Raw genomic sequence first — 22,063 nt, forward strand, 5'->3', positions numbered from 1 at the left:
TTCCCTTGAAGCGTTTTCTGCTTTTTCTTGGCTTTCTGATCATCACCGCTGCTCTCACCACAGGTGGGGCAGCGGTGTATGTTTATGTGCAATACACATCCCCCAGTAACATGGCGCAGGAACGCGACATCATCATCCCGCAGGGGACCGGTGTGCGCGGTATTGCCGAGATTTTCCAACGTGAAAACATCATCACCGAGCCGCTGATCTTCCTGGCAGGTGTCCGTGTCAGTCAGTTGGACCGGTCACTGCGTGCGGGGGAATACCATTTCCCGGCGCGTGTCAGTCCGAAGCAGGCGGCAGAAATCCTTGCGACCGGTGACACGGTCAAACGGTTTGTCACCATCCCCGAAGGGCTCCGTTCCGGTGAAATCGTTGAGCGGATCAATCTGGTTGACGGGCTTGATGGCGAGATCACCGATATTCCATCGGATGGCACACTGTTGCCGGAAACCTATCAGTTCTCGTTTGGGGATACGAAGCAAAGCATCATTGAGCGCATGCGTGCGGCCCATGACGAGATGGTCGAGCAGCTTTGGCCGGGCCGTCAGGAAGGCTTGCCGTTCGATACCGTTGAAGAGGCGGTCATTCTGGCCTCCATCGTTGAGCGCGAAACCGGTGTTGCGGGCGAACGTGCGCGGGTTGCCGGGGTGTTTGTCAATCGACTGCGTCGGGGGATGCGCCTGCAGTCTGATCCAACAGTTGCCTATGCCATCAGCCCGGACAAGCGTCTTGAGCGCGCCTTGACGCGCAAGGACTGGCGTTTTGACAGCCCCTATAACACCTATGTGACCGCTGGCTTGCCGCCGGGCCCGATTACCAATCCAGGCCGTGACGCGTTTTATGCTGTCCTGCATCCGGCCGCGACCGAGGATATCTATTTCGTTGCGGATGGTACGGGCGGCCATGCCTTTGCCCGTACGCTCAAGGAGCATAATCGCAATGTCGCCAAATGGCGGCGGATCCGTGACGGGCAATAAGCTGGCTCGTGATCGGGCGAAAATGACAAAGGCGGCATCATGTGAATGCCGCCTTTCTTGTTTTAAGGGTCGCTTGGGCTGTCGGGCGATGATGTTTTCTTCGGGATCTTTGAGGCGGCAAGATCAAGCAGCCATTGCGGCGCCATCTTCAGCATCCCGATGATCAGGTTCATTTGCCAGGGGAAGGCGATCATGCCCTTGTTGCGTTCAAGGCCGCGCACGATCTTGCGGGCGGCTTTGTCGGCCTGCATGAAGAACGGCATCGGGAAATCATTGGCATCGGTGATGCGGCTTTTGACAAAGCCCGGGCAGATCACATTGACCTTTATCCCATCAGATGCCAGTGCGCCGCGCAACCCTTCTCCGTAAACTCTTACCGTTGCCTTGCTGGCGCAATAGGCCGGGGCAGAGGGCAAACCGCGCCAGGAAGCCTGTGATGCGACAAGGGCGATCTGACCTCGCTTGCGCGTGCGCATAACCTTGATCGCCGGATCAATAGTGTTGAGCACACCGGCAACATTGGTGGCAAAGATATCGCGGACTTGTTCGGGGCTTTCACCAAGCCCACCGGTCCCGGCCGAAATACCGGCATTGGCGATCACAAGGCTGAGCGGGGCGATTTCGTCACAATGGGTGACATAGGCTTCCATGGTTTCACGGGATGTCACATCCAGAACATCGGCATAGACATTTGCTCCGGCTGCCCGGCAATCATTTTCCACCAGTTGCAGGCGCGTTTGATTGCGCCCGCTGATAAAAAGCGTCACGCCGGTGCGGGCAAAATGGCGGGCAAGAGCCGCCCCTATGCCGGAACTTGCACCCGTGATCAGAATGGCATTGTACTGAAAGGACATTTTCGCTCTTACGCGGTTTTGAATTATCGACTTTGATTTTCGCGGAACATGCTGCAGCAATAGGGCAGCATTATGAAACAGCAGCAATCAATACCATATTGTCGATATCGCATGGATGATCGGTGTTCACCCTTGGCGGAATTGGGGGCAATCGTTATAAACGCCGAAACACAAAAGCAGATTGGATGAAAGTATGACCGTTTCAAGCATGACCGGCTTTGCGCGCGTTGATGGCGCAGCAGATGGTTTTGGCTGGACCTGGGAGTTGCGCAGCGTCAATGGCAAGGGCCTTGATGTTCGCTTGCGTCTGAATGGCGGGTTCGAACGCCTTGAAGCCAAGGTACGCGATGCGGTGTCCAAACGTTTCAAGCGCGGCAATATGGGCGTCACGCTCAATGTGTCGCGTTCTGGTGATACGAATGCCTATTCGGTGAACCGGGAACTGCTTTCCGAACTGGTCCAGATCGCCGAGGAATTTGATAATACCAGCAGCCTGACGGGCGGCTCGATTGCCGACCTTTTGAATGTACGTGGCGTGCTTGAGGCCTATGAGCCACAGGAAGACGAAGCAACCCGGGACGCCAATGATGCCGCTGTGCTGGCAAGCCTCAATGAGGCGATCGATCAGATGGCCGCCCACCGTGCGGAAGAAGGCGAAAAACTTGATGCGATGCTGCGCGGGCATATCGATAATATGGAGGCAACCGTCACCCGCGCCCAGAATTGTGAAGCCGCCCGTGCCGAGGCGATCAAGGACCGCCTGAAACGTCAGGTCGAAGAATTGATGGATGCGGGCAAGTTCGATCCGGAACGCCTGCATCAGGAAGCCGCGATCCTGGCGACCAAGGCCGATATCCGCGAAGAGATTGATCGCCTGAAAGCGCATATTACGGCCGCCCGCGACATGCTTTCAAAGGGTGGATCAATCGGGCGCAAGCTTGATTTCCTCTGTCAGGAATTCAATCGCGAAGCCAACACCTTGTGCTCAAAGGCCAATGATATTGAGCTGACCAATTGCGGGATGGAGCTTAAAGTGATCATTGATCAGCTCCGCGAGCAGGTTCAGAACGTCGAATAAGCGGGCAGGGAAGGAAGTTTGATGACTGATCCACATAACCGCCGTGGCGTGATGCTGGTTTTCTGTGCCCCGTCCGGTGCCGGCAAAACGACCATCACCCGTCAGTTGCTTGAAAATGATGACAAGATATCGTTGTCGGTATCGGCAACAACGCGTGAAGCCCGCCCGGGTGAGGAAGAAGGCAAACACTACTTCTTCAAGTCGGTTGATGATTTCAAACACATGATCGCCGATGACGAGTTGCTGGAATGGGCCGAGGTGTTTGGCAATTACTATGGCACGCCGCTTGGCCCGGTGGACAGGGCCCTTTCGGAAGGGCGTGACGTGCTGTTTGATATCGACTGGCAAGGCGCGCGTCAGCTGCGCGACAAGGGCGGCGACGATGTTGTGTCGGTCTTTATCCTGCCGCCATCATCGGGCGAGTTGGAGCGCCGCCTGCGGGACCGTGGGCAGGATGCTGATGATGTGATCATGAAGCGCATGGCCAAGGCCGGTGCGGAAATCAGCCATTGGGAAGAATTTGACTATGTGCTGATCAATGATGATCTCGATCGTTGCATCGCCGATGTTCAACACATTATCGGCGCCGAACGGATCAAACGTGAACGACAAACCGGCTTGCCGGGCTTTGTCAAAAAGCTTCTGACCGACTGATACAGAATATGACAATGGCCGCTTTACGAAGCGGCCATTTCATCATGAACCTGTGTCAGGCGAACGAAGTCTGCGACTGTCAGTTCCTCGGCCCGGGCTGTCTCCGTAATGCTGGCCTTTGCAAGCAACTCACCGACATTGACGTTTAACGTTTTCAGGCTGGCGCGCAGCATTTTGCGGCGCTGGCCAAATGCGGCCTGGGTGATTTTCGCCAGGCTATCAAGATTGATATCTGTTCCCCGGTCCGCCTTGGGACGGAGCTGCACGACCGCCGAGGTTACCTTGGGGGGTGGGGTAAAGGCACTGCGGTGAACATCAAACAGGATGTCACAGTCACACAGATACTGACACAGCACCGACAAACGCCCATAGGCCTTTGTTTTCGGGCGGGCCACGACCCGCTCGGCAACTTCCTTCTGGAACATCAGGGTCAGGCTGGCGAATTGATCAATCTGCATCAACCAACCCAGCAACAACTGCGTACCGACATTGTAAGGCAGGTTGGCGACAATCTTGCGCGGGGCGGGGCCCAATGTCGTGACATCAACATCCAGCGCATCGCCATCGATGACGTGTAGCGCACCCGGATAGTGATTGCTGATCTGTTCCAGAACCGGTTGGCAGCGCGGGTCACGCTCAATCACCGTCAGGTTCTTCGCACCGTGAAACAGCAAGGCACGCGTCAGCCCACCTGGACCCGGCCCAATTTCAATAACGGTGGCGTCTTCCAACGGGGCGGCCGCACGTGCGATGCGCCCGGTCAGGTTCAGATCAAACAGAAAGTTCTGACCGAATTTCTTTTGTGCCGACAGGTCATGGGTTGCGATGACCTCGCGCAGCGGCGGAAGGCCGTCATTGGCAAGTTTGCCGGTTGGTTCGCTTTGTTCTGACACGTTGATCAGGCTCCTGTCGCAAGGCGTTTGGTTGCCATTTCTGCAGCCATCCTAAGGGCCGCGATCAGGCTATCGGCACGTGCAATCCCTTTGCCCGCGATATTCAGTGCGGTGCCGTGATCGGGCGATGTTCTTATAAATGGCAATCCCAACGTGACATTCACACCACCATGAAAATCAAGCGTCTTGACCGGAATCAGCGCCTGATCGTGATAGGGGCACAGGGCGACGTCATAATTGGCGCGTGCTTCTTCATGGAACATGGTGTCAGCCGGAAGCGGCCCGATAACATCAATACCTTCGCTGCGAAGCTGCTCGATGGCTGGGACCATAATGGTTTGTTCCTCGGTCCCCATCGCACCGTCTTCGCCCGCATGCGGGTTCAACCCGGCGACAGCAAGGCGTGGTGCCGCAATCCCGAAGGCATTTTGAAGTGAGTGATGTGTGATCCGGCAACGCTCGACAATCAGTGCGGTTGTCAGCTGTGTCGGTACATCCTTGAGCGCGATGTGGATGGTCAGCGGTACCACACGCAACTGGCTGTTTGCCAGCATCATGACCGGGATTGTGCCCGGACCGGCAAGCTCAGCCAGAAATTCTGTATGACCGGGATGGCTGAACCCGGCCTCATACAACGCGCTTTTCTGGATCGGATTGGTGACAACAGCACTGGCATCGCCATTGGTAGCCAGTTCGACAGCCCTTGTGATGCTTTCAATCACGACACTTGCCGTTTTTGCAGACGCTACACCGGAAATTGCATCAACAGTGACATCCGCGATCTCCAAGACCGGCAGGGCGCGATCAAAGATTGATGTTGCTGCGTCAATCGTTTTGACGACCTCCAACGGGACATCAGTCCCGCTTTGCGCGATCGCCTGTTTGACAATGCTGACAGGTGAGATCAGGCAGAATGGTGCGATCCCGTCCTCTGCGCGCCGCAGCCATGCCTTCACCGCAAGCTCCGGCCCAATGCCGCCGGGTTCGCCGATGGTCAGTGCGATGGGTGCGGGTTTCGTCATCCTCTCTGGGTCCTGTCGACCGGATTACATCCGGATATCGATAAAGGCCTGACGGCGCAGTTCACGCAGTTTACGACGCGCCAGGATATCAAGACGTTCCATCCGCAGACGGTTTTCAATGTCCTGACGGGTGGGCAGGTTGCTCTCTTCGGTGATGTTACAGATCATCACCATCAGGGCACCCCCATCAACGCGAATGATGTTCGATGGCGTGTTTTCATCAAGGTTTCCGACAGCTTGGCGGATCGGGCCTGACAATTCTTCCGGCGAAATGCCTTCCATCTTGCCGCTTAGCTCAGAACCAAGGTCAACGGCGACATTTGCCATGGCCTGACAGCTATCGGCGGTTTCGCGGGTGTTTTGCAAAACCGCGACTTTGGCATCAATCTGATCCTGCGGCATGTCGCCGCTGATCGGGACAAACAGCTGATAAAGATCAAGACGTGTATCGGTTACCGCATTGGTGTCACCCACACGACGATCGAGCAGTTTCAGGATGTAATATCCACGGATGGTCTGGATCGGGGCGCTTACGTCACCGGGCTGAAGCTGGTTGACCGCCTGTTGCAATTCACCGGCCATCTCGCCGGCATAAAGCCAACCAAGGTCACCACCATTTGCAGCACTGGCACTTGCCGAAAACTGGCGCGCCAGACCGCTAAAATCAGCACCCTGATTTACAGCATCGAGGATTTCCTGCGCAGTTTGATAGACGCGCGTGCTGTCCTGGGGATTGTCGACGGGCAGGAAGATTTCCTGAACCCGGTTGCGCGGCTTGTTCTGATTGCTGATGATGCGTTCAAGGTTTTCATCGATCTCGGCCTCGGAAATCTGAACCTCACTCCGCATGCTGCCCAGGACTTTTTGCCAGGCCACCTGCGGGCGAATCTGGTTTTCAATCGTGCCCGGCGCGACTTGTCGCTGAGCGAGGTAAGGTTCAAGCGCACCATCCGGAAGGCCGGCATTCTGCTCAATCATGGACTTGCCGCGTGCAATGTCCTCATCCGTCACTTCGATGCCACGGCGCTCGGCTTCCTGCAACTGCAGCTTTTCATTGATCAGCTGCTGCAAAATCTGCGGCGCCATCTCGTTGCTGCGTTGGGGCGTCATCTCGATATTCGAGGACACGGCCACCAGCTTGATACGCTCCACCAGATCAATCACCGAAATCGGATCATCGTTGACCACTGCCGCAACGCCAACAGGCGACTGCGCTCGGGCCGGTGAAGACGGCATTAGCACTGCAAAAGCAGCCATCACGGTGCAGATTTTCAAATATGTGGAAATCGAAAGCTTGGAAATCATTTTTACTTACAATCCGGCTGCAGATGCAAACTCGCCGAGTGTCTTGAACACTAGACGGAAAAGGAATTCGTCAGACTCACCAAGGTCCTGATCCTGATAGAAGGTTCGGCGGACTCGGCCATCAAAGATGAAGCACTCGTCTTCATAAACGAAACCGATACCATATTCCAAGGGATCAGACTGATCGACGTCATAGCGTCCATAGGCGCGGCCAGACCAGTATTGGCTGAATTGACGTTGTGCCTGGAAGTAGAACTCTTCGCGCTCGTCGAACTCTTCACTGCCGGCGTCATCAGTGAAGTGAACATAAGATGTGTTGATTCTTAAGGTATCCATGGAACCGGCGGACAAGTTGACCTGATTGCGGCGTGCGGAAAAATTATCATTGTCCAGTCGATAACGATACGTCAGATCAAGGTACTTGTTTGGTGATACAGTTACGCGTCCAACATAATCAGAAAGGTGTTCTTCAAGGCCGGAGCCAACGGCAAATGTATCATTCTCGTTTGCGCGATAGCTTTGGCCGAACATGGCACTGGTATAGCCGCCATCGGGGCCGTAAACGCCCCACTCAAGTCCATAGCTCGCCCTGAAACCATCTTCTGCCCGATCGAGCCCACCAAAGCGGTCGTGTGCGAAGAGATTGATGTCATCAAATTCAAAGGACTGAGAGTCTTCGTTTGATATTTCCGTAGGGTTGCCCTCATTGGGAGACCAGGCGGCCATGGCAATTGGCGTGATGACCTGATGATAATTACCTTGGTTGCTCACAAAAGGCATCTGCCAATCAAGTGCTGCGAGAGGCAGGATACGACCTGCATATCCACTGTACTCGTCCCTTCCTTCGCGACTTACATCGGAGACAAGGTAATTGTCGCTGCGGACCGAAAGGCTCAATTTTGTCACATCGCCCATTGATCCAACATGCGGGAGTTCCCAACCAGCCTTTGCTGAAAAACGATGTGAGTCCGCACCCTCTTCACGGGTTAAGGATAGTGCATCAAGATCAAGCGTTGTGATGCTACCATATTGCGCAGGTGCCGACTGTCCATGGAACTGTATGTGCGGAAGTACGACCGGGGTGGTGTCCCGATCATCATCTTCTTTTAGTCCCTGGAAGTAGTAAGCATCTGCCCGAGTGTAGCTTGCGCCTCGGAAACCCTCTGTAAAAAGATTCGATGTCAATTCAGATGGTGATGCAAATCCGTAGCGTGACAAGTAGGTTTTTTCAGTGGCCTGTTCCGCGTCAAAACCCCAGCGCCAAGTCGGATCAATGTCAAAACGACCTTCAGCATCTATATGACCTTGCCAGTTGTCTTCGCTATCATTGGTCACACTGCCAACAACTTCCATTTCGCCGCTGTCAAAACGCTGACGGTATTCGGTTGCAAGCAGCGGGCCTTCATCCGTTGTGTAAGTCGGGGTGAAGGTAATGTCCTTGCTTTTGTCAATCGCCCAGTAATATGGCTGGCTGAAATAGGTGCCGACATGACTGGTGCTGCCGAAAGACGGGGCAAGCAGACCGGATTGACGTTTTACGGTTGGGTCCGGGTGCTGGAAATAGGGTGAGTACAAAACAGGGATTCCGGCAACTTCCAGCCGGGCATCTTCATATTCCACCGTTTTGCTTTCTGCGTCATGTAGGACGCGTGCGGCACGAATACGCCACAATGGGGTTGCGCCGGAACCATCATCTTCGCAAACCTTGCAAGGGGAGTAGACAGCCTTGGCGATCTCCGTGAAATTGCCACCACTTCGCCTGGCGCCAGAGCCAGCAATCCGGGTATTCTCATCAAGCAGGACATAAATATCTCTGACGATGCCATCCTTGAAGTCGCCGCTGAGTTCGACATAACTCGCAAACGTTACTTCGCCACTTGGTTCGGTAATGCTGACATTACCTGATGCTGTCAGAACATCCTGTGACTGGTCGTAGCTCACTGTATCGGCCAGCAAAATCCGGCCTTCACGCGATATCTCGACATTGCCACGTGCAGTGACGGTTTGAAGGTCCTGATTGTAGTCAACCTCATCCGCACTAAACAGAATGGCTGGTTCCTGCTGGGGAGCTTCGGGGACAGTGGTTTGTGCCGTGGCAGGATGCAAGGTTGCAAAGCTGCCCCCAGCAAAAATCCCACAGCCCAGAATAGTGCCTGTTGCCAGTCTTTTTATCATTCCCCCCGCCATGACCATAGGCTAGCCGTCCTCAAGATGTAGCAATGTGGTAACCCCCAGCAACAAAGATATCCCCGCAGGCGCCCAAGCCGACAAAACCGGAGGAATACCGCCTGAAACGCCGAGTGCCGAAATCACGTCTGTGCAAAAATACAGTATGAAACCGGTCGCAACACCGCCTCCGATAACAAGCGAGGCCCGACGACGTCGCGAAAACTTAAGGCAAAATGCCGCTGCAATCAAAACCATGGCACATAATAGTAAAGGCCTCGACAACAGACTGTGAAAATGAATCTGATGACGAGTGGCGTTAAACCCAGCGCGTTCAAGCAAAGTGATAAAGGGTTTAAGGTCCCAGAAAGACATGGTTTCAGGCGAGGCGAAACTGTCCTGAATTTTTCGCGCGGTCAGGTTTGTCGGCAACATCATCTCTTCGGAGAAAGTGCTGGCCTGTCCGGGGACAAAGGTCCACGCTTCGTAGAAATGCCAAGTCCCCGGTTCGAGAACCGCACGCCCGGCATCAATCCGGGTCGTGAAATCATCAGCGTCTTCAAATCTGAAAATTGTGACGTTTCGCAGATCGAGCTGGTCGCCTTGCTGGCTGCTGACCGAACGTGCAAAGATAACGGCTTGCCCATCCTGCGTTCCCTGACGCAACCATAGCCCGCTTGAAGACAGGTTCATGACACTGGCGTTGTTTTGCAGATAGCGCGCTTCAAGCGTTTCGTATTTTTGCAGCAGGATCGAGGACAATGGATTGAGTGCACCAACCTGAATGCTGCCAAGAAGAAGCGCGGACAGGATTGGTGGCAGCATGAATTGCCATGCAGAAACACCAGCCGCACGCGTCACAACCAGTTCCTGATTCCCGGTTAATTTCCAGAAAGAAAACATTGAACCGAACAGAACAGCAAAGGGCAGGACTTTCTCCGTCATGAACGGAATACGACTGGTCGCCATTTGCAAGACAATACCAACCGTTGCATCTGGTTTGTTGCCCGCACGACGCAGTAGCTCAATCGTGTCCCCGATTAGGATCAGACCAATCAGTAGTATCAAAATAGACAAAACGGAAATCAGGACATGCTTACCAAAATACCATGTCAGAAGCGGCGAAATTCTCATGCTTCTGCCTCTTGGTTCACTGCGCGCCGAGCCTTGACTACCGGTCCGCGGAATGTCCAATAGAGTCCGAAGGCAATCGGAATGATCGCGTTCATATACATCAGCGGAACAAGAGCGGGATTTTTGGCTGCCAGGTTTTTCATGGCGATACCGGTTGCCTGACACAAAACCATGACCCCAATGGCGATCAAAAGCCTGCCGGTCTGACCGCGTCTAGAGAAACTGCTTGAGACCAGCACAGCCAATGCAACGCTCGCAAAGGCAATGGCGTTGAGAGGCGAAAGTATTCGGTCATGGCCTTCCGCTCTGAAAGCGTAGATGTCGCGCTCTTGGATGTCTGGCGGTGTTCCTGTCAAAAGGTTTTGCACACTTCGTTCTCTTGCGTCTTGATAACGCAAACCCTCCTCGGTCGATCCATGCGCGATATCAACCGCATATCGATCAAAATACAGGATCGACATGGTGCCGTCGTCGGCGTTTACTTCTTGGCGGTTGCCATCCAGCAGGACGATGCGCGGCCCTTCGTTGGTGCGGACCAAGGCACCGTGTTTGGCCATCATGGTGGTTTGTGCATCCGGATCGCGGGCATCATGGACCAGAATGCCAAGCAGCTCATTGTCCCGGCCTACTTCGCGGACATAGACGGTTAAGCCGTCGAGGTCGGTGAAGCTGCCTTCCTGTAACAGAACCGACGAAAAATCGTTGCGGATCGAGAACTGCAGTTCCTTGAACTGTGTGTAGCTGTAGGGCAGGTAAAAAAGGGTCAGGAAATAACAGACAGCTGTCGAAAGCAGTGCAACGATCAATGCAGGTTTGGCCAACGACCACTGGCTTAAACCCGCCGCGCGCATAATGATCAGCTCGCGGTCCTGGATCAGTTTGTTATAGGTAAAGACAATAACGAAAAACAGTGCGATCGGAATAATGATCGTCAGAAAGCTGGGCAACAGTAAGGATGTCAACTGCAGAAACACAGTAACCGACAAGCCGCGGTTCACGATCATCTCGACAAAGCGCAAGCTTTGCGACAGCCAGATGACACACAGAAGACCCAGTGTGACAAAGACCATCATGATCAGCTGCTGTTTGAGCATATATCGGGTTAAGCGATTCATTGGGCGGATTATAGAGAAGCAATCGAAAACCGAAACAGGAAATTATCGTCAAACCCGTTCAAATCTTGCGGGATTTCCGAATGTTGACCTGCTTGCGCGGGAATGATCGGCTTGGTTGAATTGGAGCAATCAGAAAGTCGCACCATCGTTCCGTTTTGGCAGCGATGGTGCGGCTTGGTTCTGATCAACAAGCACGGCGAAAATGTGACTGTCGTTAATACAATTTCGGGTCCGTACAATTTCGCACTTGGGCGGCCATGAAAGCCGCTTCTGGCAGGAGTTGTTTAAAGAAAAACATGCAGCTTTTTGTTTTGGATTTACGGAAGTCTTCTGGCGTTTCGGCACTGTTCGCAGCATTGAGCGCGCGCAGCATCAACCATCCGGAAAGACACAAGGCAGCTTGGCGCAAATATGGCGTGGCCAATACCTGCGCCATGTCCGCATCCGCCGCACAGCGTTCAAGCACGATAGTTGTCGATTTTTCAAGATCGGCAATTGCGTGATCCAGTTCACCGCTTGCCTTCGTAAGGTCGGTCGTTTCATGGCCCGTTTTAAGCTCGCGGATGGTTTCCTTGATCTCGGCGAGCAAAGCGTTAAGGGCATCGGCTTGATCGCGCAGCACCTTACGCCCGATGAAATCAAGCGCCTGAATGCCATTGGTGCCCTCATAGATCGGAGCGATACGCGCATCACGAAGGTGTTGGGCAGCACCGGTTTCCTCAATAAAGCCCATACCGCCGTGAACTTGTACGCCAAGCGATGCGTTATCAACGCCCAGATCGGTCGACCAGCCCTTGACCAGCGGGATCAGGAGGTCCGCGCGCGCCTGTGCTGAGAAGCGTTCCCCCGCGCCAGGCAGGTGATGGGCGAGGTCAAGTTGGGTGGCGGCGTAAAGCGAAAGCGCACGTGCTGCATCGGTTGAGGATCGCATGCGCATCAACATGCGTTGCACATCGCCATGAACTGCAATCGGCGCTTCTTCGCCAGTTCTGCTATCCCGGCCCTGTTTGCGGGTATTGGCATACTCAAGGGCCTGCTGATAGGCGCGCTCGGAAATGGCAACACCCTGTTGGCCGACCGCAAGGCGGGCATTGTTCATCATTGTGAACATGTATGCCAAGCCTTTGCCTTCTTCACCAACCAGATAGCCGGTCGCGCCGCCCTTGTCGCCAAACTGCAGAACCGCTGTCGGGCTGGCATGAATGCCAAGTTTGTGTTCAAGCGACACACAGGTCACGTCATTGCGGGCACCGATTTCACCGCTATCAGAGACCAGATACTTCGGAACGATAAAGAGCGATATGCCTTTAACACCTGCCGGCGCATCCGGTGTGCGGGCCAGCACAAGATGCACTATATTTTCCGTCATCTCGTGATCGCCATAGGTAATGAAGATCTTCTGGCCGGAAATTTTATAGCTGCCATCATCCTGTGGAACCGCTGTGCTGCGAACCTTTGATAGATCGGATCCCGCCTGCGGTTCGGTCAGGTTCATGGTGCCGGTCCATTCGCCTGAGATCATGCGCGACAGATACAATTCCCGCTGCTGATCCGATCCATGGGCAATCAGCGCCTCGATCGCACCGGATGTCAGCATCGGGCAAAGCGCAAAGGCCATGTTGGCCGCCTGCCACATTTCGGCAACCGCAGCCCCCAGTAACATCGGAAGCCCCATGCCCCCTTCGCTTTCAGGGGCGGAAATACCTTGCCAACCACCTTCGCAGAACTGCGCATAGGCATCGCGCCAGCCGGTTGGCGTCCGTACCGTGCCGTCTGCCTGAAGTTTTGCACCTTCCTGATCGCCGATCCGGTTAAGTGGGGCGATGACGGAGCCTGCAAATTTGCCGGCTTCTTCAAGGATGGCGTCTACCAGATCGGGGCTGGTTTCGGTGTAAGGCGGTAGCGTGGAAACAGTATCCAGACCGATCACGTCATGGATCAGAAAACGGATATCTGAAATGGGGGGCGTAAAGTCGCTCATGAAAAAAGACGTCTCCCTGAAATGTGAGCCGCCCGCTCGGAACAGTCAGCTTTGTGCCGACCTTGTTTTGTTGTCGCGTAGCATACCGATACAGCGAACCAAGATCGAGTCCGTTTCGCATGGATATCCAAAAGGACGCATTGAACATTGGTTGAAGCCCCGCATTTTGGCCCCAACACTGGCGAAATGACACAAGCCTACCGATATGTTGCCAAGGCGTACACTTGAACGCCCCGACAGGTAAAAGTTGCGTGATATCGTGCTGATTGCATGCCAAGGGGTCGCCAATCGAAAAAAGGCAGGCTAGACTTGCCGCAATTGAAGGTCGAGTGATGCCCGATATGCATTCGGTCGAAAAAGTCGAAGGACAGGAGCAAGCTGTTGCTGCGTAAAGGAATATTGCCAATTTTGTTCGCGGTGCTGATTTCGTTCGCCGGGACAAGACTGGTGGCCTGTGCCGGACCGGCATGGCCAAGCAATGAAGAACGCAGATTTCTCGATGCCTACCGCACTAGTGTAACCGCGGGTGCGAGCGAGGAGCAGTTTGCCCATGCCGACAAGCTGTATGTCGAAGCGCTGGAAGTGCTGTCGGAAACCTATGTCGAGAAAATTGATCGCATGGCGTTTATCGATAACAGCATTGCCATGCTGGGTGATCTCGAAACCGATGACACATCGCCGATCGGGGTTGTCGGTGCGGTGCTTGATGACAGCCTGCACGATCTTGATCCCCACAGCGCCTATATGACGGACGATATGTTCCGCCGTTTGCAGGAAAGCACAGAGGGCAGCTTTGCCGGTGTCGGTATCGTTATTGCGCTTGATGATGAGCAGCGCATCCGGATCGTCTCCCCGATTGACGATACCCCGGCCGCACGGGCTGGTTTGAAGCCCGATGACCGCATCACCCATATTGATGGCTATCAGATGGTCGGCGAACCGATTTCCGAGGCGGTCCGACGCATGCGCGGGCGCGTTGGCGATCCGGTGACACTCACCATCAAACGTGTCGAAGACAGCTTTGATGTCACGGTAAAGCGTGCGCGGATCGAAGTCCCATCGGTGACGGCAAGCATCATTGATCAGGATATCGGCTATATCCGTGTGTCACGCTTCGATGCCACCACCCTTGATCAGACGCAGGAATACTTGCGTGAGCTCGAAGACCGGATCGCGTCGCCGCGTGGCGTGATCGTTGATTTGCGGCGCAATCCGGGCGGTTTGCTCGATAGCGCCGCCGACATTGCGGACCAGTTCCTGAAAGACGGTTTGATTGTTGCCACCGAAGGCCGTGGTGAGCGGAAATTGCGCAGCTATGAAGCTGACCGTTCCGATTTCTTTGATGAAGTACCGATGGCGATCTTGCTCGATCGTGGTTCTGCATCGGGTGCGGAACTGATGGCGGCCGCCCTTCGTGAAAACGGGCGCGGCATCATCATTGGTGAGCGTTCCTTTGGCAAAGGTTCCATGCAGCGCATCATGCCGCTGGCGTCTGGCGGGGGGCTTAAAATCACGACGGGGTATTACACCACGCCGGAAAACCACATTGTGCAGGGCCATGGCGTAATCCCCGATATCGAAGTCACCTTGGCCGATGCCGAAGAGTTCGAACGCGAAATTGATCTTGAGCACGCCTTGCCGTCGCGCCGTCGCGACCCGCGCCAATCGTTGGCAACGCTTGAAGCGGCAAGCTGCGAACAGGATATCGAGATCGAGCGCCTTGGCAAATCAAGCCGCGATAACCTGGAAGAAAATCTGGCAGAGGGCGAAGAACCGCCACGGGATTCCGTTCTTGAATGTGCCGTCGGCTATTTCGATAACGGCCCGCTGGCTAATTACCGCAATCAGGTCGAGCCGCTTCTGCGTGCCGGTCTGTAACAGGTTCGCCTGATAAGGCATGAATGAAAAAAGCGCGGCCCGCCAAGGCCGCGCTTTTTGTTTGTTTCGATCTTTGGATCGCCCTCGGCTTAGCCGCGAGACAGCAGATCAATCAGGCTAGACGTGTCCCAGCGATTGCCACCACGTTCCTGCACCTGGGCATAGAACTGATCAACAAGTGCGGTGACCGGCAAACGCGCCCCATTGCGTTTGGATTCTTCAAGGCAGATGCCCAGATCCTTGCGCATCCAGTCAACTGCAAAGCCAAAGTCGAACTTGTTTTCGACCATGGTGCTGCCGCGGTTTTCCATCTGCCAGCTGCCAGCAGCCCCTTTGGAAATCACATCCAGAACCTTTTCCATATCAAGGCCGGCCTTCACGCCGAAATTGACACCTTCGGAAAGGCCCTGCACCAGACCGGCAATGCAGATCTGGTTGACCATTTTGGTGAGTTGTCCCGAACCGCTGTCACCCATCAGTTTGCAGGACTTGGCGAAGGCATCAATGACAGGGGCCGCACGATCAAACGCATCCTGATCACCGCCACACATCACAGTCAAAACACCGTTTTCGGCGCCGGCCTGACCACCGGAAACCGGGGCATCGATGAATGAAATGCCCATATCCTTGGCAGCAGCGTAAAGTTCGCGCGCGACATCCGCCGATGCGGTGGTGTTGTCAATCAGGACAGCCCCCTTGTCCATGCCGGCAAACATGCCCGCATCGCCCAGCATCACGCTGCGCAGGTCATCATCATTGCCAACACAAGAAAATACGAATTCTGCACCCTTTGCCGCCTCGGCCGGGGTGGGGGCAGATGATCCGCCATATTCAGAAACCCATTTTTCCGCCTTGGCAGCGGTACGGTTGTAAACGGTAACGTCGTGACCTGCTTTTTGCAGGTGACCGGCCATCGGATATCCCATGACACCTAGACCGATAAATGCACATTTTGCCATTGTTTGCCTCCCGAAGATTTATATGCATCCAGTAAAGGTTGCGGTGAGGGCAATGTCAATGAACGCAAATGTGACCGGGACAATGTTTTCACGATCTGGAAGGCCAGAGGTTGAGGAGTCCGCTCAATCCTCGTCCAGTTCTTCAGCCACGCTGTGAATTATCCGCCGGTCATAAACCAGGATTTCCGGGCGCTTTCCGGGATAATCAAATTGCGACAGATAGAAACGAATTGCGTTGATGCGCGCACGTTTCTTGTCATCGGACTTTACGATCACCCACGGGCTGTCGGTCGTCGACGTATGGAAGAACATGTCGCGTTTGGCTTCGGTATAGGACTCCCACAGGTTCTGGGACGCCAGATCTACCGGGCTCAGTTTCCATTGTTTCAACGGGTCAGTCTGACGCTGCTTGAAGCGGCGGGCCTGCTCCTTCTTGCTGACCGAGAAATAGAACTTCGTCATGTGAATGCCGGACCGGATCAGCATGCGTTCAAGTTCCGGCACGGATTGCAGGAATTCGCTGACGTCAAACATGCTGCAGAACCCCATCACGCGTTCAACCATCGCTCGGTTGTACCAGGACCGGTCAAACAGGGTCATTTCACCCCCGCTTGGCAGGTGTTCGACATAGCGTTGGAAATACCATTGCGTCAGTTCGCGGTCGTTCGGCTTGCCAAGGGCAACAATGCGCGCACCACGCGGATTAAGGTGTTCGGTAAACCGTTTGATGGTGCCGCCTTTGCCCGCGGCATCGCGCCCTTCGAAAATGATCAGGGATTTGAGGTTTTCCGCCTTGATCCAGTTTTGCAGTTTCAGCAGCTCAATATGAAGCGGCGCAATCAGTTCCAGATACTGCTTGCCGCGCATCTTCTTGGCCCGGGCCTTGGGATTAAGGTCAATGTCTGGCGGCAACTGATCTTCGGGAATGTTGGCGAGGTTCTGGCTGGTGGCCTTGCTTGAGCCGGACGGGAAATCGTCAAGTCGGTCCATGGTCATGTTCTCGGAGTCCAGCAAGAACCGATCCTTTGCTTCGCTATCAAGGGTGGAAAGGGTTTCGGTCCGGTTGGCTGCAGATCGGCTTTTGGCCGTTCGGCGCGTCGCATCGCCCACTGTATCGCGCATGGCATCGCCTTTGTCATGCTTGGCAGGTTTGTCGGATTTTTTTGCCGCTTTCTTTTCCGCAGTCATACGCCGGGTCCCATCGGTTATGGCCAGATACAGCGATAACTTTGCGGGATTATTCAATTCGCCGCAATGCAATGGATCAAATTATCGCAGATAGGGCGGTCTGTGGTCTCGGCCACGAAAATGCCCGGCCAATGTGGGGGCATTGACCGGGCGATAAGCGGGGTGTGCGGTGGCACGAAGGGTGGATCTGCCGTGCGGGTCATTCCGTGGGGGCGGAGGCGACAGATCCCGTGCGGGGTTAACGCAGTTTGAAAGACTGCCGGTATTCTTCTTCGGCCTGGGCGCGGGTAATGCCGATGTCCGAAAGTTGCTGGTCCGACATTCTCAGCAACATCCGGCGTTCTTCACGGACGGCAAGAAAGCGTGAAAACCGGTTGGCGAGGTCATTCAGGCGACCAAGAAGGTTGAAAACGGACGTACTGATTGATGCTCTGGGTTGGCGCTCCACGGCAGACGGAGCGGGGCTCAGGGAATAAGCCATCATTCTCTCCATAGGTTAATATTGCTAATGCAATGTTTGCTGTTGAAGCCATAGTGAGGCTATATTCGTCGCAGAACAAACGAGTATTTCTGATCATATGGATTAGGAATGCTAATCCATATGATCAGAGCAATATTGATGCGGCTTCCGCCCTTGCAATCCGTGCGTGCCTTTGATGCCGCTGCCCGCCATCTGAGCTTTACCAAGGCGGCCGAAGAACTGTTTGTGACCCAAGGCGCGATCAGTCAGCAGGTTCGCCAGCTTGAAGAATATCTTGGCTTCAAGCTGTTCCATCGTTTGCCGCGCCAGATCCATCTGACCGAAGAAGGCGCACAGCTGGCCCAGGCAACCACAGCCGGCTTTTCACGCATCGCGGATGAGATCGAACGCCTGACCCGGGTTGAAGAAACCGGTGTGGTCACGGTCAGTGTCCTGCAAAGTTTTGCCGTGAAATGGCTGGTGCCGCGCCTTGGCCATTTTCGCGATGCCTATCCGGATATTGATGTGCGCATTCATGCCGATGACCGGCTTGTTGATCTGCGGACCGAAGGCATTGATCTGGCGGTGCGCTTTGGCAGTGGTAACTATCCCGGGCTTGTCTGCGAGAAGCTAATGCGTGACGAGTCCTTCCCGGTCTGCAGTCCGGCCTATCTTGCCGCCCATCCGGTTTCTAAGGACCCGACCGACGTCGCCGGCCATCAGCTGTTGCATGATGCGACCACCTTTATCGACCACCCGCACGCAGCCGACTGGGAATTCTGGCTTAAGGGTGTTGGTGCCGAAGGCGTCGATGTCAGTCGTGGTTTGCGGTTTAATTCCGGGGACATGGTCATTCAGGCCGCCCTGATGGGGCAGGGGATTGCCATGGCACGCACCAGCCTGGCTGCGCTTGATCTTGCGGCGGGCAATCTGGTGCGCCCGTTCCCGCAAAGTGTCGCATCAAGCGGGGCCTATTATCTGGTGTATCCCGAAGAGCACCTGCGGCGGCCGCGCGTGAAGGCGTTTGTGGACTGGCTTAAGAACGAAGTCACTGAGACGCTTCGTGAAATTGACCCGGATGAGGAAAACACACCGGCGTAAGGCGTGCCTCAGATCAGACCGAGGTCACGCAACTCATCGGCCATGTCATCGGGCAGGGCATCGGTGCCGCCGCCCTGTTTTTCATCGGGTGGGCATTTATCATCGGTGAAGTAACGCCATCCCTGAAACGCACGGTGTGGATAGGGACGGGTGGCAATCAGTTCATCATCGAGCACGATGCGGCAGTATTTCGTGCCTTCTTCATTGACGAATTCCTCGAGGTCAATGACCCGCTGGCGGCAGCGCACAGCCCCCTTGATCACCCAATAGATTGATCCGCCGTCGAGAATCTCTTTCTTGCGTTTGGGCGTCATGCGTGTGGTGTGGAAAATTCGCCCGTGCATGGCCTGAAAATAGGTCTGCCATTCCTTGAGGCTTTCGGGGCTGTCTGTGCCGACACTCAGTTTGATGATGTTCAAAGGCATATCAGGAAGGTTTCTTGTGCGGTGGGGATCAATGACTGATGAGGTAGAACCCGTACGCGGAACGGTCAATAGTGGATTATTAAAACACAAATTAAAGTGTAGTATATGTTATTTCACAAAAAAACTTGACCAATAAGGGGTGATCAGCCAAATTCTGGTGCAGAAAAGGTCCATGACAGGACCAAACCCGAGAGATTTACAGGCTGAGAGAACCGAATGTCCCTGCAAGTTGTCACGGCAAACCGTCTGGAAGACGGGTTGGTGGTGTTCCTGACCAGCGATGGTGGATGGAGCGAAAACATCAGCGATGCCCGCACTGCCGAAGGCAAGGAAGCTGCAAATGCGCTTCTGGCCGAGGCCAGTGCACCCGAGCTCGATACCATTATCGTCGGGCCGTATCTGATTGATGTCGAACAGCAGGGCGGTGACCTCGTCCCGACAAAATACCGCGAAGTTCTGCGCACCAAAGGCCCGAGTGTCCGCGAGGACCTTGGCTATCAGGCGGTATAAGGAGAAAGCCCATGTATCGTTATGACGATTTTGACCGCCAGCTTGTTCATGAACGCACCGAACAGTTCCGCGAACAGGTAAAGCGCCGCCTTGCCGGCGACATTACCGAGGAACAGTTCCGCCCCTTGCGTCTGATGAACGGTGTCTATCTGCAGCTTCATGCATATATGCTGCGCGTTGCCGTTCCATACGGCACGCTGCGCGCCGACCAGCTCCGTCAGCTTGGCATGATTGCGCGGGTTTATGACAAGGGCTATGGCCATTTCACGACGCGCCAGAACATCCAGTATAACTGGCCGAAGCTTGATGAAATCCCCGATGCGCTGCTTGACCTTGCCAAGGTTGAAATGCATGCCATCCAGACATCGGGCAACTGCATCCGCAACACCACGACCGACCAGTATGCCGGTGCCGCGGCCGATGAAATCGAAGATCCGCGTCCCTATTGCGAACTGATCCGTCAGTGGTCGACCTTCCACCCGGAATTCACTTACCTTCCGCGTAAGTTCAAGATCGCGGTCACCGGTTCGCCCAATGACCGCGCGGCCGTCAAGGTCCATGATATCGGCCTTCGCATGCATCAGAACGATGCTGGCGAGACCGGCTTTGAAGTTATCGTTGGCGGCGGCCTTGGTCGTACACCGTTTGTTGGCAAGACCATTCGTGACTTCATCGGCAAGAACGATCTGTTCTCGTATCTCGAAGCTATTCTGCGCGTGTATAACCGCTTTGGCCGTCGTGATAACAAGTACAAGGCGCGTATCAAGATCCTCGTCCACGAGGAAGGCATTGATAAAATCCGCGAGCTTGTCGAAGAGGAATGGGCCCAGATAAAGGACGGGTCTCTGCGCGTTAATGATGCGGAAATTGCCCATTATATCGAACAGTTTGCCCCGCCGGCGTTTGAAAAAATTTCGGATGATGATGCCGATTTCGAACGTCACAAGGCCGAAAACCCTCGCTTTGCCAACTGGGTGCGTTCGAACGTCATCGAACACAAACAGCCGGGCTACGCCATTGCCAATGTGTCGCTGAAGCCGATTGGGGGCATTCCGGGTGATGCGACCGATACCCAGATGGAACTGGTTGCTGATCTTTCGGAAAAATACAGCTTTGGCGATGTGCGCGTGACACATGAACAGAACCTGGTTCTGCCGCACGTCAAAAAGGCCGATCTGTTCGCGCTGTGGACTGCCCTTGATGCCGATAACCTTGGCACGGCCAACCTTGGCTATGTCACCGACATCATTTCCTGCCCGGGCCTTGATTATTGCGCACTGGCAACGGCGCGTTCGATCCCGCTGTCACAGCGTATTTCCGAACGCTTCAGTGATCTTGATCGCCAGCATGATATTGGCGAGCTCAAGATCAAGATTTCCGGCTGCATCAATGCCTGCGGGCATCACCATGTTGGTCATATCGGTATTCTTGGTCTCGATAAACGCGGCAAGGAATTCTATCAGATTACCCTGGGTGGTGACGCCAGCCAGGATGCCTCGATCGGCAAGATCGCCGGTGCCGGTTTCTCCGAGGCCGAGGTGGTCGATGCCATCGAAAGCCTGGTGACCAAATATATTGATATCCGCGACGGCGGTGAACGCTTCATCGACACCTATCGCCGTGTCGGCATGGATCCGTTCAAGGAGGTTCTTTATGGCGATCGTTAAGAATGACAGCCTGATCGAACAGGAATGGATCACGGTTGACGCCGAAGAAGACCTTCCGGCCAGCGATGAAAACCTGATCGTGCCGCTGGCGCGTTTCAAGGAAGAACGGGATAGTCTTCTGGGCCGCAATGGTGGCCTTGGGGTTCAGCTTAACCCGGGCGATGCGCCTGAAGATCTGGCAGATGATCTTGATCGTTTGTCGATCATCACGGTCAATTTCCCGGCCTATACCGATGGGCGTGGCTATTCCTATGGCCGGGTGCTGCGTGAACGCATGGGTTTCACCGGTGAGCTGCGCGCGGTCGGTGACGTCCTGCGCGACCAGATCCTGTACATGCACCGTTGCGGATTTGACTCCTATGACCTCAAGGTTGAAGGGGAAGTCGCACTGGACAAGGTCCGCGCCGCGCTGAAAGAAATGTCGGTCTATTATCAGCCAACCGGTGATGGACGTGTAACGGCGCAATCATTGCGCGAACGGCGCCGAGAAGCTTTGCAGTCATAGGCGATTTAGACCACGTTTACGACCATTGTCTTAGAAGCAATTTAAAATCGATCAAGGGGCACCCGAACGGGTGCCCCTTTTTCTGTGCTACGTTCCGAGTCACTATTTAAACAACGAAAAAGTATAATATAAAACAATAATATACGTGGTTTCCTGTTTTTTTAAGCACCTATATGCCACGGTATGCT

Annotated in this window: 20 protein-coding genes; 8 read left to right on the top strand and 12 right to left on the bottom strand. The window is 54.6% G+C overall.

From position 1 onward, the window contains the following. The first annotated feature begins 5 nt into the window (after positions 1–5). On the top strand, positions 6–980 hold the full coding sequence (mltG, locus tag ACXAF0_RS08950) for an endolytic transglycosylase MltG (RefSeq protein WP_475345531.1): 975 nt from the start codon (positions 6–8) through the stop codon (positions 978–980). A 62-nt stretch (positions 981–1,042) separates the two neighbouring features. Here mltG and ACXAF0_RS08955 read toward each other — a convergent pair whose 3' ends face one another. Next, a complete protein-coding gene (locus tag ACXAF0_RS08955; RefSeq protein WP_475345532.1) occupies positions 1,043–1,834 on the bottom strand; it encodes an SDR family NAD(P)-dependent oxidoreductase in 792 nt (263 codons plus the stop codon). Between the two features lie 193 nt (positions 1,835–2,027). Between ACXAF0_RS08955 and ACXAF0_RS08960 the strand changes: the two genes are divergently transcribed. Both ACXAF0_RS08960 and gmk read left to right on the top strand, forming a co-directional pair. After that, positions 2,028–2,912: a YicC/YloC family endoribonuclease gene (locus ACXAF0_RS08960; RefSeq protein ID WP_475345533.1), complete on the top strand. Its 885-nt coding sequence runs from the start codon at positions 2,028–2,030 to the stop codon at positions 2,910–2,912. Positions 2,913–2,933: 21 nt separating this feature from the next. Continuing rightward, complete coding sequence (gene gmk / locus ACXAF0_RS08965) at positions 2,934–3,566, top strand: guanylate kinase (RefSeq protein ID WP_475345534.1); 633 nt, start codon at positions 2,934–2,936, stop codon at positions 3,564–3,566. Positions 3,567–3,589: 23 nt separating this feature from the next. On the opposite strand, the gene rsmA is transcribed toward gmk, so the two are convergent. The 7 genes from rsmA to ACXAF0_RS09000 form a co-directional block, all read right to left on the bottom strand. Then, positions 3,590–4,459: a 16S rRNA (adenine(1518)-N(6)/adenine(1519)-N(6))-dimethyltransferase RsmA gene (gene rsmA / locus ACXAF0_RS08970; protein WP_475345535.1), complete on the bottom strand. Its 870-nt coding sequence runs from the start codon at positions 4,457–4,459 to the stop codon at positions 3,590–3,592. Positions 4,460–4,464: 5 nt separating this feature from the next. Continuing rightward, positions 4,465–5,481, bottom strand: coding sequence for a 4-hydroxythreonine-4-phosphate dehydrogenase PdxA (pdxA, locus tag ACXAF0_RS08975; RefSeq protein ID WP_475345536.1), 1,017 nt, complete (start codon positions 5,479–5,481; stop codon positions 4,465–4,467). Positions 5,482–5,505: 24 nt separating this feature from the next. Then, entirely contained in the window at positions 5,506–6,786 is a 1,281-nt protein-coding gene (locus tag ACXAF0_RS08980; RefSeq protein WP_475345537.1) for a peptidylprolyl isomerase, read from the bottom strand. 6 nt (positions 6,787–6,792) lie between these two features. After that, entirely contained in the window at positions 6,793–8,979 is a 2,187-nt protein-coding gene (locus ACXAF0_RS08985) for an LPS-assembly protein LptD (protein WP_475345538.1), read from the bottom strand. A gap of 3 nt (positions 8,980–8,982) precedes the next feature. Beyond that, entirely contained in the window at positions 8,983–10,146 is a 1,164-nt protein-coding gene (gene lptG / locus ACXAF0_RS08990) for an LPS export ABC transporter permease LptG (RefSeq protein ID WP_475345539.1), read from the bottom strand. Further along, entirely contained in the window at positions 10,083–11,201 is a 1,119-nt protein-coding gene (gene lptF, locus ACXAF0_RS08995; RefSeq protein WP_475345540.1) for an LPS export ABC transporter permease LptF, read from the bottom strand. Before lptF ends, lptG begins: the two co-directional genes overlap by 64 nt. 214 nt (positions 11,202–11,415) lie before the next feature. Beyond that, positions 11,416–13,182: an acyl-CoA dehydrogenase gene (locus ACXAF0_RS09000; RefSeq protein WP_475345541.1), complete on the bottom strand. Its 1,767-nt coding sequence runs from the start codon at positions 13,180–13,182 to the stop codon at positions 11,416–11,418. 381 nt (positions 13,183–13,563) lie between these two features. Between ACXAF0_RS09000 and ACXAF0_RS09005 the strand changes: the two genes are divergently transcribed. Next, positions 13,564–15,060, top strand: a complete 1,497-nt coding sequence (locus ACXAF0_RS09005) for a S41 family peptidase (protein ID WP_475345542.1) — start codon at positions 13,564–13,566, stop codon at positions 15,058–15,060. A gap of 89 nt (positions 15,061–15,149) precedes the next feature. Here ACXAF0_RS09005 and ACXAF0_RS09010 read toward each other — a convergent pair whose 3' ends face one another. From ACXAF0_RS09010 to ACXAF0_RS09020, 3 genes are all read right to left on the bottom strand, one after another. Continuing rightward, a complete protein-coding gene (locus tag ACXAF0_RS09010) occupies positions 15,150–16,037 on the bottom strand; it encodes an NAD(P)-dependent oxidoreductase (RefSeq protein WP_475346235.1) in 888 nt (295 codons plus the stop codon). Positions 16,038–16,142: 105 nt separating this feature from the next. Further along, positions 16,143–17,207: a polyphosphate kinase 2 gene (gene ppk2 / locus ACXAF0_RS09015; protein WP_475345543.1), complete on the bottom strand. Its 1,065-nt coding sequence runs from the start codon at positions 17,205–17,207 to the stop codon at positions 16,143–16,145. A 238-nt stretch (positions 17,208–17,445) separates the two neighbouring features. Further along, complete coding sequence (locus ACXAF0_RS09020; RefSeq protein ID WP_475345544.1) at positions 17,446–17,688, bottom strand: DUF1127 domain-containing protein; 243 nt, start codon at positions 17,686–17,688, stop codon at positions 17,446–17,448. A gap of 138 nt (positions 17,689–17,826) precedes the next feature. On the opposite strand from ACXAF0_RS09020, the gene ACXAF0_RS09025 reads away from it, so the two are divergent. Next, complete coding sequence (locus ACXAF0_RS09025) at positions 17,827–18,768, top strand: transcriptional regulator GcvA (RefSeq protein WP_475345545.1); 942 nt, start codon at positions 17,827–17,829, stop codon at positions 18,766–18,768. 8 nt (positions 18,769–18,776) lie between these two features. On the opposite strand, the gene ACXAF0_RS09030 is transcribed toward ACXAF0_RS09025, so the two are convergent. Continuing rightward, complete coding sequence (locus tag ACXAF0_RS09030) at positions 18,777–19,193, bottom strand: DUF1489 family protein (RefSeq protein ID WP_475345546.1); 417 nt, start codon at positions 19,191–19,193, stop codon at positions 18,777–18,779. A gap of 216 nt (positions 19,194–19,409) precedes the next feature. On the opposite strand from ACXAF0_RS09030, the gene ACXAF0_RS09035 reads away from it, so the two are divergent. Genes ACXAF0_RS09035 through ACXAF0_RS09045 form a run of 3 tightly spaced genes read left to right on the top strand, consistent with a single transcriptional unit; the run spans position 19,410 to position 21,875 of the window. Beyond that, positions 19,410–19,703, top strand: a complete 294-nt coding sequence (locus tag ACXAF0_RS09035; protein WP_475345547.1) for a DUF2849 domain-containing protein — start codon at positions 19,410–19,412, stop codon at positions 19,701–19,703. A gap of 11 nt (positions 19,704–19,714) precedes the next feature. Further along, complete coding sequence (locus ACXAF0_RS09040) at positions 19,715–21,370, top strand: nitrite/sulfite reductase (protein ID WP_475345548.1); 1,656 nt, start codon at positions 19,715–19,717, stop codon at positions 21,368–21,370. Continuing rightward, positions 21,357–21,875 (top strand): DUF934 domain-containing protein, encoded by a 519-nt coding sequence (locus ACXAF0_RS09045; RefSeq protein WP_475345549.1) that lies wholly within the window; start codon positions 21,357–21,359, stop codon positions 21,873–21,875. Before ACXAF0_RS09040 ends, ACXAF0_RS09045 begins: the two co-directional genes overlap by 14 nt. Positions 21,876–22,063 lie beyond the last annotated feature (188 nt).

The organism is Thalassospira sp. ABD4_177 (assembly GCF_056160125.1).

Bases quoted from the DNA above. Each gene is read 5' to 3' on its own strand.
- ACXAF0_RS09000 (WP_475345541.1), bottom strand. From the start codon at position 13,182: ATGAGCGACTTTACGCCCCCCATTTCAGATATCCGTTTTCTGATCCAT.
- ACXAF0_RS08985 (WP_475345538.1), bottom strand. From the start codon at position 8,979: ATGGTCATGGCGGGGGGAATGATAAAAAGACTGGCAACAGGCACTATT.
- lptF (WP_475345540.1), bottom strand. From the start codon at position 11,201: ATGAATCGCTTAACCCGATATATGCTCAAACAGCAGCTGATCATGATG.
- ACXAF0_RS09045 (WP_475345549.1), top strand. From the start codon at position 21,357: ATGGCGATCGTTAAGAATGACAGCCTGATCGAACAGGAATGGATCACG.
- ppk2 (WP_475345543.1), bottom strand. From the start codon at position 17,207: ATGACTGCGGAAAAGAAAGCGGCAAAAAAATCCGACAAACCTGCCAAG.
- ACXAF0_RS08955 (WP_475345532.1), bottom strand. From the start codon at position 1,834: ATGTCCTTTCAGTACAATGCCATTCTGATCACGGGTGCAAGTTCCGGC.
- pdxA (WP_475345536.1), bottom strand. From the start codon at position 5,481: ATGACGAAACCCGCACCCATCGCACTGACCATCGGCGAACCCGGCGGC.
- ACXAF0_RS08980 (WP_475345537.1), bottom strand. From the start codon at position 6,786: ATGATTTCCAAGCTTTCGATTTCCACATATTTGAAAATCTGCACCGTG.
- ACXAF0_RS08960 (WP_475345533.1), top strand. From the start codon at position 2,028: ATGACCGTTTCAAGCATGACCGGCTTTGCGCGCGTTGATGGCGCAGCA.
- ACXAF0_RS09020 (WP_475345544.1), bottom strand. From the start codon at position 17,688: ATGGCTTATTCCCTGAGCCCCGCTCCGTCTGCCGTGGAGCGCCAACCC.
- ACXAF0_RS09040 (WP_475345548.1), top strand. From the start codon at position 19,715: ATGTATCGTTATGACGATTTTGACCGCCAGCTTGTTCATGAACGCACC.
- ACXAF0_RS09025 (WP_475345545.1), top strand. From the start codon at position 17,827: ATGCGGCTTCCGCCCTTGCAATCCGTGCGTGCCTTTGATGCCGCTGCC.
- ACXAF0_RS09035 (WP_475345547.1), top strand. From the start codon at position 19,410: ATGTCCCTGCAAGTTGTCACGGCAAACCGTCTGGAAGACGGGTTGGTG.
- gmk (WP_475345534.1), top strand. From the start codon at position 2,934: ATGACTGATCCACATAACCGCCGTGGCGTGATGCTGGTTTTCTGTGCC.
- ACXAF0_RS09030 (WP_475345546.1), bottom strand. From the start codon at position 19,193: ATGCCTTTGAACATCATCAAACTGAGTGTCGGCACAGACAGCCCCGAA.